At 33.2% G+C, this 15,223-nt stretch carries 13 protein-coding genes; 1 reads left to right on the top strand and 12 read right to left on the bottom strand.

Annotated elements, in window-relative coordinates; genetic code table 11:
• The first annotated feature begins 11 nt into the window (after positions 1–11).
• The gene (locus tag BUB90_RS08645; RefSeq protein ID WP_073286128.1) at positions 12–1,988 is read left to right on the top strand and encodes a serine hydrolase domain-containing protein; all 1,977 of its coding nucleotides are present in this window, start codon (positions 12–14) and stop codon (positions 1,986–1,988) included.
• Between the two features lie 143 nt (positions 1,989–2,131).
• Here the strand turns inward: BUB90_RS08645 and BUB90_RS08640 are convergent, their stop codons facing one another.
• The 12 genes from BUB90_RS08640 to BUB90_RS08585 form a co-directional block, all read right to left on the bottom strand.
• Positions 2,132–3,391 (bottom strand): HAMP domain-containing sensor histidine kinase, encoded by a 1,260-nt coding sequence (locus BUB90_RS08640; protein ID WP_073286124.1) that lies wholly within the window; start codon positions 3,389–3,391, stop codon positions 2,132–2,134.
• 1 nt (position 3,392) lies between these two features.
• Positions 3,393–4,097 (bottom strand): response regulator transcription factor, encoded by a 705-nt coding sequence (locus BUB90_RS08635; protein WP_073286120.1) that lies wholly within the window; start codon positions 4,095–4,097, stop codon positions 3,393–3,395.
• A 292-nt stretch (positions 4,098–4,389) separates the two neighbouring features.
• A complete protein-coding gene (locus tag BUB90_RS08630) occupies positions 4,390–5,250 on the bottom strand; it encodes an SPL family radical SAM protein (protein ID WP_242952511.1) in 861 nt (286 codons plus the stop codon).
• Between the two features lie 127 nt (positions 5,251–5,377).
• Positions 5,378–5,833, bottom strand: coding sequence for a VOC family protein (locus BUB90_RS08625; protein ID WP_073286116.1), 456 nt, complete (start codon positions 5,831–5,833; stop codon positions 5,378–5,380).
• Between the two features lie 3 nt (positions 5,834–5,836).
• Positions 5,837–6,658 (bottom strand): helix-turn-helix domain-containing protein, encoded by an 822-nt coding sequence (locus tag BUB90_RS08620; protein WP_073286111.1) that lies wholly within the window; start codon positions 6,656–6,658, stop codon positions 5,837–5,839.
• A 408-nt stretch (positions 6,659–7,066) separates the two neighbouring features.
• The gene (locus BUB90_RS08615) at positions 7,067–8,299 is read right to left on the bottom strand and encodes an alpha/beta hydrolase (protein WP_073286107.1); all 1,233 of its coding nucleotides are present in this window, start codon (positions 8,297–8,299) and stop codon (positions 7,067–7,069) included.
• Positions 8,300–8,336: 37 nt separating this feature from the next.
• Positions 8,337–10,151, bottom strand: coding sequence for an amino acid adenylation domain-containing protein (locus tag BUB90_RS08610; protein WP_073286104.1), 1,815 nt, complete (start codon positions 10,149–10,151; stop codon positions 8,337–8,339).
• Positions 10,152–10,283: 132 nt separating this feature from the next.
• Positions 10,284–12,059 (bottom strand): non-ribosomal peptide synthetase, encoded by a 1,776-nt coding sequence (locus BUB90_RS08605; RefSeq protein ID WP_073286100.1) that lies wholly within the window; start codon positions 12,057–12,059, stop codon positions 10,284–10,286.
• Between the two features lie 73 nt (positions 12,060–12,132).
• Positions 12,133–13,038 (bottom strand): class I SAM-dependent methyltransferase, encoded by a 906-nt coding sequence (locus BUB90_RS08600; RefSeq protein WP_073286097.1) that lies wholly within the window; start codon positions 13,036–13,038, stop codon positions 12,133–12,135.
• A gap of 47 nt (positions 13,039–13,085) precedes the next feature.
• A complete protein-coding gene (locus tag BUB90_RS08595; protein ID WP_073286093.1) occupies positions 13,086–13,745 on the bottom strand; it encodes a YIP1 family protein in 660 nt (219 codons plus the stop codon).
• Between the two features lie 121 nt (positions 13,746–13,866).
• Positions 13,867–14,919, bottom strand: coding sequence for a BtrH N-terminal domain-containing protein (locus BUB90_RS08590; RefSeq protein WP_084139163.1), 1,053 nt, complete (start codon positions 14,917–14,919; stop codon positions 13,867–13,869).
• On the bottom strand, positions 14,919–15,203 hold the full coding sequence (locus tag BUB90_RS08585) for an acyl carrier protein (RefSeq protein ID WP_073286086.1): 285 nt from the start codon (positions 15,201–15,203) through the stop codon (positions 14,919–14,921). The genes BUB90_RS08590 and BUB90_RS08585 overlap by 1 nt, the downstream gene beginning before the upstream one ends.
• Positions 15,204–15,223: the final 20 nt, after the last annotated feature.

Raw genomic sequence — 15,223 nt, 5'->3', positions numbered from 1 at the left:
GAGGACGATCCATGAAAAAACTATATTTAAAAGCATTCATCAGCCTATCCCTCCTTATGGGATTAATGCTGCTACCTGCTCCGACCTCTGCAGGTAACAGCAAGAAAAGTAAATCTACAACAGAAGAACAAAATTCCAAATCGCTTCTAACCGCAGATGAAAAGATATATGGCATAGGTTCTATCAGTAAAACAGTTACTGCAACAGCCATCCTACAACTGGTAGACCAAGGGTTAATTGAATTAGATTCCCCGGTGTCAGAATATCTTCCAGCATTCACCATGGCAGATGAACGTTATAAAGAAATTACCGTCCGTATGCTGCTGAATCATTCCTCAGGTCTTCTTGGATCCCTATATTCAAATTCTGACCTATATGGCTGCATTGATACTTCTAATCATGATCGATTTTTACAACATCTTAGTACACAACGTTTAAAAGCTGATCCTGGTGCTTATTCGGCATACAGTAATGATTCTTTTGAACTGGCAGAACTTATTATTGAATCGGTAAGCGGACTTTCATATACAGATTACATAACTAAGAATATAATGATCCCGTTGGGTGCTAAGGATACCATTACCATGCATTCTGGTTTTGACAGCTTAAAGATAGCTGATACCTATAAGAATAATCGACTTATGCCACCTGGCATGACAACGACCCTCGGCGATGGAGGTATTCTATCAACAGTGGCAGACTTAAGTTCTTTCTCAACTATATTTATGAAGGATCACTATTCCATACTCAGCAGTACCAGTGTTGCCGAATCAATAAAGGAACAGGCAGCAGGTACTCATATCTATGATGACAATTATGGATTAGGATGGGATGATGTAAATGCATATCCTTTCAACACTTATAACATTCAAGCGGTTGAAAAAGGGGGAGATACGGATAATTACCATGCAGCACTTACTGTTCTTCCAGATTATAATATGTCCGCTGCTGTTGTATCTTCAAAAGGAAGTAGTTCTTATGCATCGCTCTTAGCAAATGAATTACTCTTAAGCGCACTAAACTTAACCTCCAATCTCCCAGAAGTAACGGAAGAAATCTCATTTTCTGGTGAACCGGCTGCTATTCCTAAGGAATATCTTGAATATGCAGGTTTTTATGGTGGTGCCGCTTCCTTTTCCTTAGATTTTAAGAATAATAAAATGTATTTAACCTTATTATCCACACCAACCTCATCAACCAATAAAATGAATAAGCGCTTTGAACTTACCTACCTAGATTCCGGTTATTTTGTCTGCAATGACGATAACATATTAAATACGATTGTACCTGTTACACAATGTTACATAACGGAAGGGCTTCGTTTATTGAAAAATGGTGATGAGTATGCTGTACAAGTAGAATACTACTCAAAATACTTCGGTATATCTACAGACTTCTCCAGTCTGACCCTCGCAACCAAGCTCGATGACTTCCAAGCTTTAGCAAGCTCTAAAACAGCGTGGAATAACCGAAATGACAAAAAGTATTTTCTTCTGGACGAACATTATGCCAGTGCAGGTTATCTATCACAACCATATATTTGGGGTGAAATTTCAAATCATAACGATAATTATTTTATAATAAACGGATCTCTCTATGCCATGACCAGTGATAATTCTCTTTCAAGCGTTGGAAAGAAACGTGATATAGTAGATATCAACATAATCAAGAAAGGAAATATAGAGTATCTATCAGCCACCAATGGCTTTCAATATGTAGGAGAAGAATATTTATCTGATCTAGATATAAACCAATCCTATACCATTGGTTCAGATGGTTTTACCAGATGGTATCGTATTACGGATTCAGATGCCGGAGCTTATACTTCCATTGATATTTTAGGAGAAGGCAATTATTATATATATAATCAATACGGTGCCTTGATAGATTCCTCTCTATTTGCAAACGATACCAAGACTTCTTACTTGATAAAAGACGGTTATATTGCATTTGCCGGAAAAAAGGGAACCATATTCACAATCAACTAGCAAACTTCGATTTTATCCATACTTCAACCGAATATTAATGTGGAAAAATTAGTTAACTATCCAAATTCTTATCGTATAGCCTCTGTGCTTTGTAAACTCACAAAAGACAGAGGCTATACGAAAGAAGTTATGCAATATTTAAATTAAGCTAATTCTAATTCTAGTTTAACAATAAATCCATCCTCAACGTTGCGAAAGGTTACGCTGCCTTCCATTTTATTCATAAGGTCATGAACTATGTAAAGACCAAGTCCACTGCCGTGCTTGTTTTCCGTACCCTTAGCACGATAATATTTCTCTTTTATCTTATGTATCTCTTCTTCTGGTACTCCATTTCCCATATCTTTTATGCGAATCAACAAACGGTCGCCTACAATTTTACTTTCAACCCATATTGAGGTATCTGCATACTTATATGAATTATCAATAATGTTATTAATAACCTGCTGCATACGCACTTTATCAGCCTTAACAATACAATGTTCCAGCTTACAATTCAATATTTTGTTCTGGGTGTCTGCAACGATAAACATAGTACTGATATCACTGCTAAGGACCGAAGCCATTGTTACTTTTAACTCTCCTAATTCCTCAAGCTGACTGTTTAACAAATCCGCTGTCATAAGATTAATCTGCTCTGCCTTGGAGGAAATGGATACAATCTTAGCGAGTTGATCTTCATCCTTTATAATTACACTTAAGAATTCACATACTACCAATATAGACGTAATCGGTGTCTTAATATCATGGCTGATAGATGCAATTAGCTCCATTTTACTTTTCTCTGTTTTTTCTGCTTTCTCTCTGGCATTCTTCAACTCCGTACGCATGATATCGAAACTTTCCGTAAAAATCCCAAAGATATTTTTCTTATCCATCTTGAGATCCATCTCTAGATTTCCTATCGCTATCTCTTTCGCAAACTCCTTCATTTCTTCAAATGGTCTTATGATTAATCGATTGATATAATAAGCGAATGTGATAGCCATTCCCCACATTACTATCAAAACACAACATAAAATGATACTTATCTTTGTTCGGTAATTATATATCGTCTTCTCATAAGTTGGAGCAAGAACTACAGTACCAAGAAGTGTATGATCCACGATAATATTCTGCATAGCACTCGCATATTTTATTGCTTCTACCATCGTTTTGGCATTATAACCATGACTGTATATCATATCCCCGTCTATATCATAGATTGCAAAAGCTCCTATATCTGGCTGTACATTCATATCTTCCAAATGCTCTAAGTTCTTACTCGCCTCAATTGTTATACGGTTAAGGGCTACCACATCATTACTACAGTCCAGTTGCTGTCCATCTAAAATAATAATTCCTACTATAGCTATTACGGTCACAGCTATCATACTCATAAAAATATATTTTATCTTTTTCATATTAAGTAGGTACCTTTACTTCGAACACATATCCCACACCCCAGATTGTCTTTATGTACTTAGGATTCTTCGGATCTTTTTCAATTTTCTCACGAATGCGACGAATATGGACATTTAACGTAACATCACTTACATATACATCCTCCCATACCTTCTCAAACAATTCCTCTTTCGAAATGACACGGTTACAATGTTTAATCAAATATGCCAGTAGCCGAAATTCCTGATTCTTAAATTTCACTATCTCTCCATTTACACTGACCTGCCGGTAATTATGATCAAGGGTGATGTGCGCAGGAACCGATGAAACTATCGGTTCTTCCTTATTCATACTAATATAGGTTTGGTAACGTTTTAGCATGGTCTTAGCCTTAGCCAGTAAAATATTTAAGGTAAATGGTTTAATAATATAATCATCTCCCCCAATATTAAGTCCTGTTAATATGTCTCCTTCGCTATCCCTTGCACTAATAAACAATATTGGAATATCCGATTCCTCACGTATGCTTTTACAGAAATTAAACCCGGAGCGTTCTCTCAGATTAATATCCAATATAAGTAATGAAACTTCATTCTCCTTAAATAATTTCATTCCCTCCTCATATTCTGTAGCATATGTAGTCTTAATACCGAACATTTCAAAATATTCCGCCGTAGTCTTGGCAATATCTAATTCATCATCTATAACTATGCAATCATACTTCATATACTCGTATCCTCTAAATGACTTTTCTCAATATTTTATACCTATATCCAATTATATCTAATTACAGTTAAAGAGTAAATACGTTAAAAAAAGTCTATTTATTACTATACACCAAAACCAAAATATTAACGAACGCGAAAAAGGCAAACCAAAAATTTTTCAGCTTGCCTTCCATACACTTATAACCTCAAAAACTTTAGCATCTACAAGTGATGCTAAAGCCTTAGCCTCTTACTCCAAATTTATTTATGCCCAGGACAAAGATTAAGATACCAATCTTATTGATACTGCCTTATTTATGATTTTTAGGCAAAAACTTAGCATAAGAAGTATTAATATTATATTTTTCTTTTAATATATTAAATCTTTCGTGTAAATTACTTTTATATTCAGGGTCTGCGGCACCTTTAGGGTATAATTTATTAAAAGCATCATAATGTTCCGGAAACTCTTCCTTAATGAAGTTCATAAATCTTTTTCTGATTCCACCTGACATATAAAGTATACCAGTAAGCATATAAGTTACTTCTGCCTCTTTTGCCCATTTGCACATTGTTTCTAATGTTTCATTATCGTCAGCTAATATTGGTATAATTGGCATAACATGAAAGCCAGTATAAGCTTTCGTTTTTGAAAGCTCTTTCAATACTTCAAATCTTTTTTCCGGCGATACAGCACCTGGTTCAACTTTCTTTGATATATTGGGGTCAACCGTTGTTATACAAACCGGAATATTAACATATGTAACGCTTGCCAGCTCATCAATTAGATCTATGTCTCGTAATATTAGATCTGATTTAGTACTAATTATAACTGGTGTTTTATATTTTATCATTAAGCGAAGAATATCAGGCATATATTTATAATTAGCCTCACATTGTTGGTAGCTATCACAAACCCCACCAATGTTAACCACTTTTCTTTCCCACGTAGGAGCAGCAAGTTCGCGTTCAAGAACTTCTACTATATTCGTTTTAACTATAATATCATTCGCTTCACCAAGATCCCTTAAAGATTTTTGGCTATAGTATGCATAACAATATTTGCATTCATGCGTACAACCCCTATAAATATTTAAATCATATTTATAGGGGAGTGATTTCATATTAATTTCATGCATAGCTTCTTCTGTTTTATATTCAATATATTTCAAAATAATATTCTCCTTATATCAAACGTTAGATATCGTTTGGAACAACAGACGTACAATTCCTGTTCCAAACGATATAAAGGAATAGTAGCGTTGCTACTTATTTATCCCTATAATGATAATCCAGTTACTATACATACAGTTTTACAGCTTCAACAGGAAACATAGTACGTGCAGCAACTTCATCAATCGTCATGCCCTGACTTATAAAACGCTTGATAACTGTTCCCATATCCTCTGCAATTTCCACAATATGCTTGTCCGGATCATATACGCGAAGATCGCGTTGCCCCCATGGATATTCTTTTATTTCATGTACCCAGAGTACATCAGACCGCTGCTTTAGTTCGGAATATACCTCATCTAAATTTTCTACTTCAAAGTAAGTTTGGAAATTGTGTGCTTTTTCCTTAACACTATCAGCTGGAACACCTATCAATTCAGCATACCCTTGTTGCAAAGATATCCCCTCAAATATAACGTGTGCGCCGATATCCATTTGAACTTTCTGATGAAGTACATTTTCATAAAAATCCTTTGATACTGCCATATCTTTAACTGCTAATAAACATCCTTGATATTTCATTGTTTAATCCTCCTTTTGGGATATTGTATTAAATAACTCAGTTCCATCATAGTAAAAATCCGACATTTTTTCAAGATATGTTTTCGGACTAACACCACTAATCGCTCTAAAATCTTTATCAAAATGGGATTGATCGAAATACCCTGCCTGTTGTGCAAGAGTCGAGAAGAAACATGGCGATTGGTGCATGTGTTTCAACACATAGTTAAAGCGGGTAAGTCGAGTATACCCCTTAACATTCATGCCAATTTGCATTAAGAATAAGCGATTTAATTGCCGGTCACTATACCCCACTTTTCTGGCAAGCTCTGTAACAAATATTTGTCCATGACTATCCATAATTGTATTTGTAGCAACGAACAGAGCATTCGAAACTACGTTGTTTTCCATGCGACGATATAAAATCCGATCACACATGCAAAATAACTCCGTGATGTTGTTGGCAGTTTCAAAAGCCTGACAGAGCAAGGTTGAAAGTTCTTTATCAACATCTTTTAATGATATGCGCTTGTCCGTAAATTCGGCTTGATGAAAATTAGTTAATTGATATAATCCATACGGTGAAAGCTGAATTAATAGAATAACAAGGTATTGATTGGGTTCGCCACCAAGCAAATTAGGCGTTGCAGAAGCGCCCCATAGTTCGGTTAAAACATCATTTCCATTGTAGGCAATAGACAATGTGCCACAGGCGTTAGGCATAAGTGTATAGTGTTCTGCAAACATATTTTGCTTGGGAAATACTACATTATAGTAAAGAACATATTTCTTTAACAAGGCATGTGGTGGACTTGCGTTAAAGTCGCTGTCACAATGAAAGTACATAGTGAATCCCTCTCTTTCGTTTTATTATGCAGTTTATAGTATTGTTACTTAAATCATAATAATTAGAATATGCCCCGTTTTTCGGTGGCTTCTTTCGTTGTAAAGTATTACATGGTAACACCTCTTCCAATATTATACTTCGTTTATCCGTATATCACAAGGTAAATTGCATATGATAGACTACACTATATATCTCGTGTAGTCGCTTAGGTTTTCTATGAGAATTGTAAAATGACAAAAGGTGATGTAATTCTTAGGAGAAGTATTATATTCAGTGCAGATAATAGAGCAGTGCATTCTTCAAATGACACTGCTCCGAGACCATTGTACCTCAAAATAAGAGGGTGCGTTCACACATTGCAACGAAATTAAATCAGTGCTTCTATCGGTTAGATTTACATATTATCTCTAACGATTTTTTAAGTCTAATGATTTGTAGTACTCAATACTACTCATAATTTTTTCATATACTTCGGCATCCCCTGCGATTACATTATGATGTTCAGCATGAGGCCGCATCCACAAGACGGAATACTTAACTTTTTCACTTAACAGCTTTGAAACACCCGGATGTGCTATTCTATCGTCTTCACTTGATATAATTAAAAAGTGGCAATTTAGCTCATCTAAATAGTCACTTAAATCAAATGTCATAAGTACAGAATTAATGCTTGCATACCTCATATACAATTCAAAACTTAAATATTGATAAATAATATAAGGTGCCAGTGTATCCGAAACACCGAATAAAAGTGCTGGATCTAATAGCAATTCATAAATTTCTCTGGCTATCGTTTCATTTTGTAAAGAAGATTGTAGGAAACTCAAAAACTGTTTTTTATATGAAGTCATAGGAGAATCTATACCCATATATATATCCCCATGGCAACTGCTAAGTGTAACTACTTGCTCTTTAAGTTCCGCAGCAGCTACAATTGCAATCGGCACACCACCGCAAACTCCAATAAGATGTATATTTGAACGTTTAAAATATCGCATCATTTCTTTAATACATTGAATATCATCTGTCATTGACCATTCTCTACCTGGGATTTTCGAATGAAATAGAAACGGATTCTCCCATGTCATTACAAAATATTTCTCGTGTAACTTTTCAAGTGCAAGAGAGAATGCTTCTACCGGCATCCCACATGGTGCGACAAAGACAATGGTATCATTTACTGGTTCTCCTTTATAATATGCCGTAAATCTAACACCGCTCTGTGTTGTTAGATCAACTTGATCCCATCCCATGGGAGATAATGCAGAGACGACCTTTTCCAAATCAAGTTTCAATTCAACCTCATTATACTGTGACAAATATGACCATTCAGCATAATCAAATTTTAATACCCGATTAATCGCAACATCAATACAATTGGTACCCTTTGGTTTCAAAATGGTGAAAGTAGGCGCATGAATATACATTTTTGCTGAGATTATTTGTAGAACTTGATTGCATTTGGTTTCATCACATTGTTTCTTAATTTCATCCAGTTTACTTAAACAAGTATATAATTTTATATGTTGAGACTCCACACGAAATAATTTAAGATAGGATGTCAGGATAGATATTAGTTTCTTAAGTGACTCAATCTTCTGGGGTTCCATTTCTTTTTTTTTATCAATAATTTTATTCATATTATTTCCTTATCTATTATAATAAAACATTTTTTTGCTATTGCTTCTTTCTATCACTGTTTCTTTCTATCACTGCTTCTAGACTATTAATGGTTATTTCATCAATATCATCAAGACCAATATCTATATTAAATATTTCCATAATTTTTTTCATCATTCTTATCATCATGAATGAAGTTCCACCTAGATAGAAGAAACTATCTTTTTCATCAATTTCATTTTCTCCCAAGATATCACTCCATATATTGTAAATAATTTCTTTTGTTTTCAGTCCAGATATATCATTGTCTTTTTTCGGTTCCTGTATCATCTGTAGTTCACTTATACTAAATTTCCCATTTATATTCATTGGAAATTTATCCACAACCGTATAAGTTGATGGACACATATATTTAGGAAGCTTTTCTGCCGCATATTTTCTCAATTCCTTGAGAATGGATTCTTTATTTTCCTTATTATCCAATATGATAAATGCTCTAAGACGAACACCATTTTCCCCCTGGTCATTTTCAACAATAACACAATCCGTTACGCCTTTAAATTGTTTCAAATAATACTCAATTTCCTCCAGTTCAACGCGATATCCGCTAATCTTCACTTGTCGATCGTTTCTTCCGATATACTCAAACTCATTTTCAGAAATTTCGACTGCTATATCACCTGTATCAAACCACCTTATTGGTTCTCCATCCTGCCCTGTCCTGGTAAAGAACCTCTCCGTTGTTAATTCTTCTCTATTTAAGTAACCTCTTGCCACTCCATCACCACTGATAAACATACGGCCAGCATTTCCTTTAGATACTTTTTGTCCCTCTGAATCAACAATTTCAATTCGTAAATCCGATATTGGCTTACCGATTAAACTTTTTGTATTATTACAAACATCCGCATGAGAAATAATTTTCCAAGTAGAATGTACGGTTACCTCTGTAATCCCATACATATTTACCAAAACAGGCATAGAATCTCCATACTCTTTAATCCAAGGATTTAAGATTTCAAAATCTAATTTTTCTCCCCCAAACACAATGTATTCTAATTGTTCCAGTTTACGTTGTTCTTTTCGTAAAGCTGCCAAACAAAAGTTTCTAAATGCAGTTGGTGTGAGACTCAATACTGAGATTTTTTCTTTTTTCATCAGACTATAAAAAGATTCCGGATTTAATGCAACCTTTCTTGGAACAATTACCAGCTTCCCACCAAACAGCAATGCTCCCCATATTTCCCACACTGAATAATCAAATGCAATGGAGTGAAATAAACTCCAAACAGTGTGTTCATTAAAGTGAAAGATTTCATCTGTCTTGGTAAACAGCCTTATAACTGATTTATGTTCCACCATTACCCCTTTTGGCTTCCCTGTCGAACCAGAAGTAAAAATAACATATGCCAAGCTCTTCTCGTTATTAAGATTTACAGGCTTATCACCATTGACTTCACTCTCTGGTATACAATCCAATAAGATATTTATACAACTTATATAACGCAAGTCCATCTTAGAATCACTAACACAGAATGTAGCACCTGAAATATCAAATATATCTTTGATACGTTGAGAAGGATATTTCGGATCGATTGGTATATAGGTAGCCCCCGCCTTTAAGATTCCTAATATACCAATAATCATATTTACATTCCGAGTTGTATAGATGCATAGCAACTCGCCACTTTTTACTCCCTTGTGAATTAAATATTTCGCGAGAGTTGAAGATTTATGGGATAGTTCCTTATATGTAAGCTCGATGTTACTATCAGTTACAGCAATTCTATCTGGAAATCTTTCAGCTACCTTCTCAAATATTGAATTAAGAGAATTAAGGTCTTCCTTCTGTGGATTTTCTTGATTTCTCATAATACACCCTCTTTCTTACTTTTGTTCACAAATGACATACAAGAATAGTGCCTCCGTCATTTCAGCTCCCTATCATAATGTCAAACCTACATATACCAGCATTCTTTTAATAAAACTCTTGAAAAAATCATCTTATCTTTTCTGAATCTTACTTTCTATATACTGTAGTAGATAATTAAAATTATATAAGTTTTCAGGTGTTAAATGTTGATCCTCAAACTCGAAATTAAAGGATTCCTCAATCTTAACAACCAAATTAATAGAATTTGCAGAATCAAAACCAATCTTACGCAAATCATTTTTCCAGTCATTGATATCATTTAAGTTATCGCATTTCAATATATCTTTTAAAATACATAATAATTTATCTTGAATTATGTTATCGGAATGACTTGTTTCAAGCTCAAGTTTGTTTCTCTTACAAATAGATTCCTGAACTATAATGGATAATTTTTGTTTATCTATTTTTCCATTTATGTTTACTGGAATTTCCTCAACCCTAATTATATAAGAAGGAATCATATAAGTCGGAAGTATATCACGTAAATAGCTATTTAACGCATTTAAATCAATATCTACTTTAGACACTACACAGGCATTTAATGAGCTAATCTCTGCATTAAATAGAACCACTGCAAGATCAATACCGGTATAATTCATCAAAGTATTTTCTATTTCTATTAAGTCTACTCTATTACCTCGAATTTTAATTTGGGTATCTTTTCGCCCAAAGTAGTAATAATTTCCATCGGAATTCAGGGATACGATGTCACCTGTTCTATATGCTTTTTCACCAGCTTCGGAATCATAAAAAAAGGATTTTTGAGTTTCAGCTTCGTTGTTTATATAACCTCGTCCGACACAAACACCACTTACCAAAAGTTCCCCTTTCTCTCCCACCTGACATCTCTCACCTCGCTCATTTACTACCGTAAAATTTGCTTCTTTAATTGGTATTCCTATGGGAATTTGATTATAGCCTTGACCCTTATACAATATAAAATGAGTTATATCATCGGAAGTTTCTGTCGGTCCATAAGCATTAACGAGCGGTATATTTTCGAAAACATCAAACCATTTTCGGCAAAGGGAACTCGTTAATTCCTCTCCTGTTGATAGAACATACTTTAAGCCTATAAACTCCCGTTGATATTTTTTTAACTCATCAATTAAAAGATTAAGATAGGTCGGAACAGCCTCGAAAATAGAGATTTTTTTATCATATAAAAGATTATTAAATTTTCTTACATTCATAATGGTATCTTCAGAAAAAACTACTATTGTTCCACCGACATATAAGGGTGCAATAATCTGCCAAACAGATATATCAAAGCTAATTGAAGCATTATGTGCAACTATACTAGTACAATCCATCTCCAAGATACGGATTTTTTCCTTTATATGATTTAACATCCCCCCATGCTCAATCATGACCCCTTTCGGTTGCCCCGTTGATCCGGAAGTAAATATTACATAGGCCAAATTATTTGGGGCGATACTTCTATGAAATAAGAGGCTTTCTTTTTTGTAATTCAAAATTTCTAATACATTTATCTGGTTTATCCCAAAATCAATATCTCTGTCTGACAATACAATTTTAGCTTTTGATAAATTGATTATTTGCCGAATTCTTTCGAGTGGAGTTTTGGTATCAATCGGTAAGAAAGCAGCACCAGACTTCAAAATTCCTAACGTTGAACATACTGATAGATAGGATCTCTCCATATATATTACTACAATATCTTCAGTATCAATACCATTATCATTTAAATAATTCATAATAGAGTCTGACATATTATTTAATTCATTATAAGTAAATGATTTATTATTATCAAAAATTGCAACCTTACTTCCATATTCATTCATTCTAAAATTAATTGTTTCAAGTACATTCTTCATTATTTTCATTAAATAACCGCCTCTCTGATACTTTTGCTATATTGATATCAATTCCAGAACGAATGATATGATGTTAAATTGTTTAGTTGGCTTTTTTTCCTGATATGATAACTTCCATACTATTTGTAAATATATAGGTTGTATTATCTAATTCATAATGATATCTTTCCTCTAAAAGTTTAAGGGCCAAATTCAGCTCATTTTCTTCAATTCCGCATATGGCTAAATATTCTTGGTTACTGAGTATCACTTTTATATCATTGCTATGTACTGCTAATTGCTCTTTTAGCCACTGTCGCCTTATATCTTTATTTCTATAGTCATCTGGTGAAAACAACGGAAAAAACCCATTTATTTGGATGTCTTGAATATTGAGATTTTTGTACCTTTTCATCATTAAATAAATGTTTAATTCATTACCTTCAAGAAACGATCTAGGAAAAATATGATCTTTATAAAATTTATAAACCTTTTGTTGAATTTTTAGCAACTGATCAAATTCGGGATTATTAATAGCTCTGGATGGCGGATAATAATTAAATAAGAAAGTTGATGTAGAAATGCTTCCTCCTTTTTTTAATACTCTGAGCTCCTCCTTAATAAATCGATCCGGATTATCTAGATTAATGAGTAGGGTATGGTCAGTTATGGAATCAATGGTTTCATCTTCAAAAGGAAGATTATAAACATCTGATTCAATGAAATCTATGCAATCAACTAAATCCTCTTCTACCACTTTTTTTTGAGCATATTCGATATATTGCCTATCTGAGTCTACTCCAATAACCTCACATTCTTTTCCTAAACCTTTTGCCAGATATCTTGTGAAGGTACCTGTCCCACAACCTAGGTCGACAAGTTTATCTCCTTTTTTTACTCCTATATATTTTATTAAAGAAGGTAATAAATCATCATTAAATATATATTTCCTTGATGATTCAATTGTCTCTGGAGGTTGTATTTTAGACCATTCAAATTGTGATGTCATATTTCATCATTCCTTCCTTACAATATATTATTTTTGCTCATGGATAACTAACCCATATTTTTTAAACTTGGAAAATAAAAAGCAACCCAACTTAAGAAAATCACGATTATTATTGCTGCACTTTTTATTTTACTAAGTTTCGATACTTTATAAAAACCGATTCCCATCATAATATTTTGGTATATAGAGAATACACAAAAACCTCGTAGAATCCCATATATGGCTGTTCCTTTTGATCCCTTTATAAAGATGGAGGGTGAAAAATTCATTGTTAAGTTACCAGTATTAAAATAGCCTACAGTCATTATTATTAACATTGGAATAACTGCTAAGTACGCATACCCACTTGTAGAAAGAAACTGCTTAAAGGTTCCACTACCCTTCATTAATTTTGAATAAAGATACATTACTGTTGTGTTAACAATCCAGACAGCAAATAGCATACCAACATCAAAAAACATTCCCATCACAGCTTGTTGGTTCAATAGTTCATCGTTTGTTACATTAAACATTTCTTTAACAAAGTCTAAATATCCAGGATAGCAAATTAAATAATAAATTGGTCTAGCTAGTAGTAATAATAATACTGGAAAAAGGATGGTGGGATATTTTTGCAGATTCTCCATAAGTTTTCCTGGTTGTTTATATAATGATGATATTCTTTCTCCTAAACTCATTTGTTCACTATAAATTTTTTCGTTATCCATAATAAATCCTCCACTATAATTTTTTTAGAAAGTAAATAAGGTAAAATAGTAACTCTTCATTAATTAAATCTTTAAGTGCCTCACTATATAAAAAATATTGAAGCTTTTTATTTCTATTCTATCAACTAATGCATTTTTTCACTATCACCATGAGTTCTTGCTCCATATCCAGTATAGGTTTATAAACATATTCAAGTTCATTAATATTCTTTAAGTTACCTCTCAACGCATGTAAATAAAATAGATCCTTAAATTGAGCCCAACCACTTATAATCTTTGATATATGATTGTTTATCATACTCATTTTTTCTTCATCGACAAATTCAGAAATCAAATCTTTTACCATGGCCAAGCATGCTCTTTTGCTACCAAAAAAGATATCTAACATAGCTTCTCTAAATTGTTCATCCACGGCTTTACTACTTACATCTAATTTAGATATATTAGATCCAAAGACACTAATTTCTCGAAAATAAGAGGGGAGTTGTTCATATGTTGAAAAATTTGCAAAATATTCTAGTTTTTCTTTATTGGAACTATAATAAGGTTCGCTAACAGGTTTTTCTATTGTAATAGCTTTATCAAGGTAATAAGAACCTAAATAATAAAATTCATCAAACTCATGTAAGGCCTCCCAACAATCGACTAAAACATTCATTGGTAATAGGAAGCTCGTAAAACTTTCAGATGTTTTATTAAAATCAGGAATTGATTCGAAATTATGCATACAATCTTGAATTGAATATAGCCCTAGCTCTTCATTGTAGCCTTTAATTAAGAATATATGTAATCCATCAGTCGTTTTATATGACCAGGAATAATACAAATTTCTGAGATTACCTGGTACTAAAACAGGTTGTCCAGCATCTATTTTATCTTTAATAAATTTCTTAAGCTCTGAAGAGTTCTTACATGTTTGTTTATCATATTTAAAACCTAATAAATTAGATACAAATGGATGGACATCAAATGCCCAATTCTGACCTTCTTCAAAGTTATGGCAAAACCCATAACTTTTTGATAGAGCTAAATAATAGAGGTAAGAATCATATAAACCCTTATTGGGTAGTAACGATTCAATAGCAAGTGCATGCGGTTTTGTAAAACAATCAATCTCCCTAATTGACCATTGATCTTTATTAGTCTGAACATTCTCAAGAATTTTCCACATCATTATTTCTCCTTTACATTTTCAATTTTCATACGAGTTATCACATAATTAGAAATAGAATCAACGCTTTTAAAATTATTTAAATCTAAGTCATCGTCTGGCACTGTAATATTAAACTTTTTTTCTACCTCAACGATTAATTTAATTGCTTTGATTGAATCCATTTGAATTATTGTACTTTTAGAAATTTCTTCATTTTCATCAATACTTTTAATATCAATTTTGTCTTCTCTGTCTTTGTTAACCAAATCAGTAATTATTTTCTTTATCTCCAAATTAATATTCATTTATTTCCTCCTTGTTCGTG

The organism is Anaerosporobacter mobilis DSM 15930 (assembly GCF_900142955.1).
In the GTDB taxonomy this organism is placed as follows: Bacteria; Bacillota; Clostridia; order Lachnospirales; family Lachnospiraceae; genus Anaerosporobacter; species Anaerosporobacter mobilis.
The sequence above is the reverse complement of the archived record's forward strand: the minus strand, read 5'-3'. Positions and strand labels throughout refer to the sequence as shown.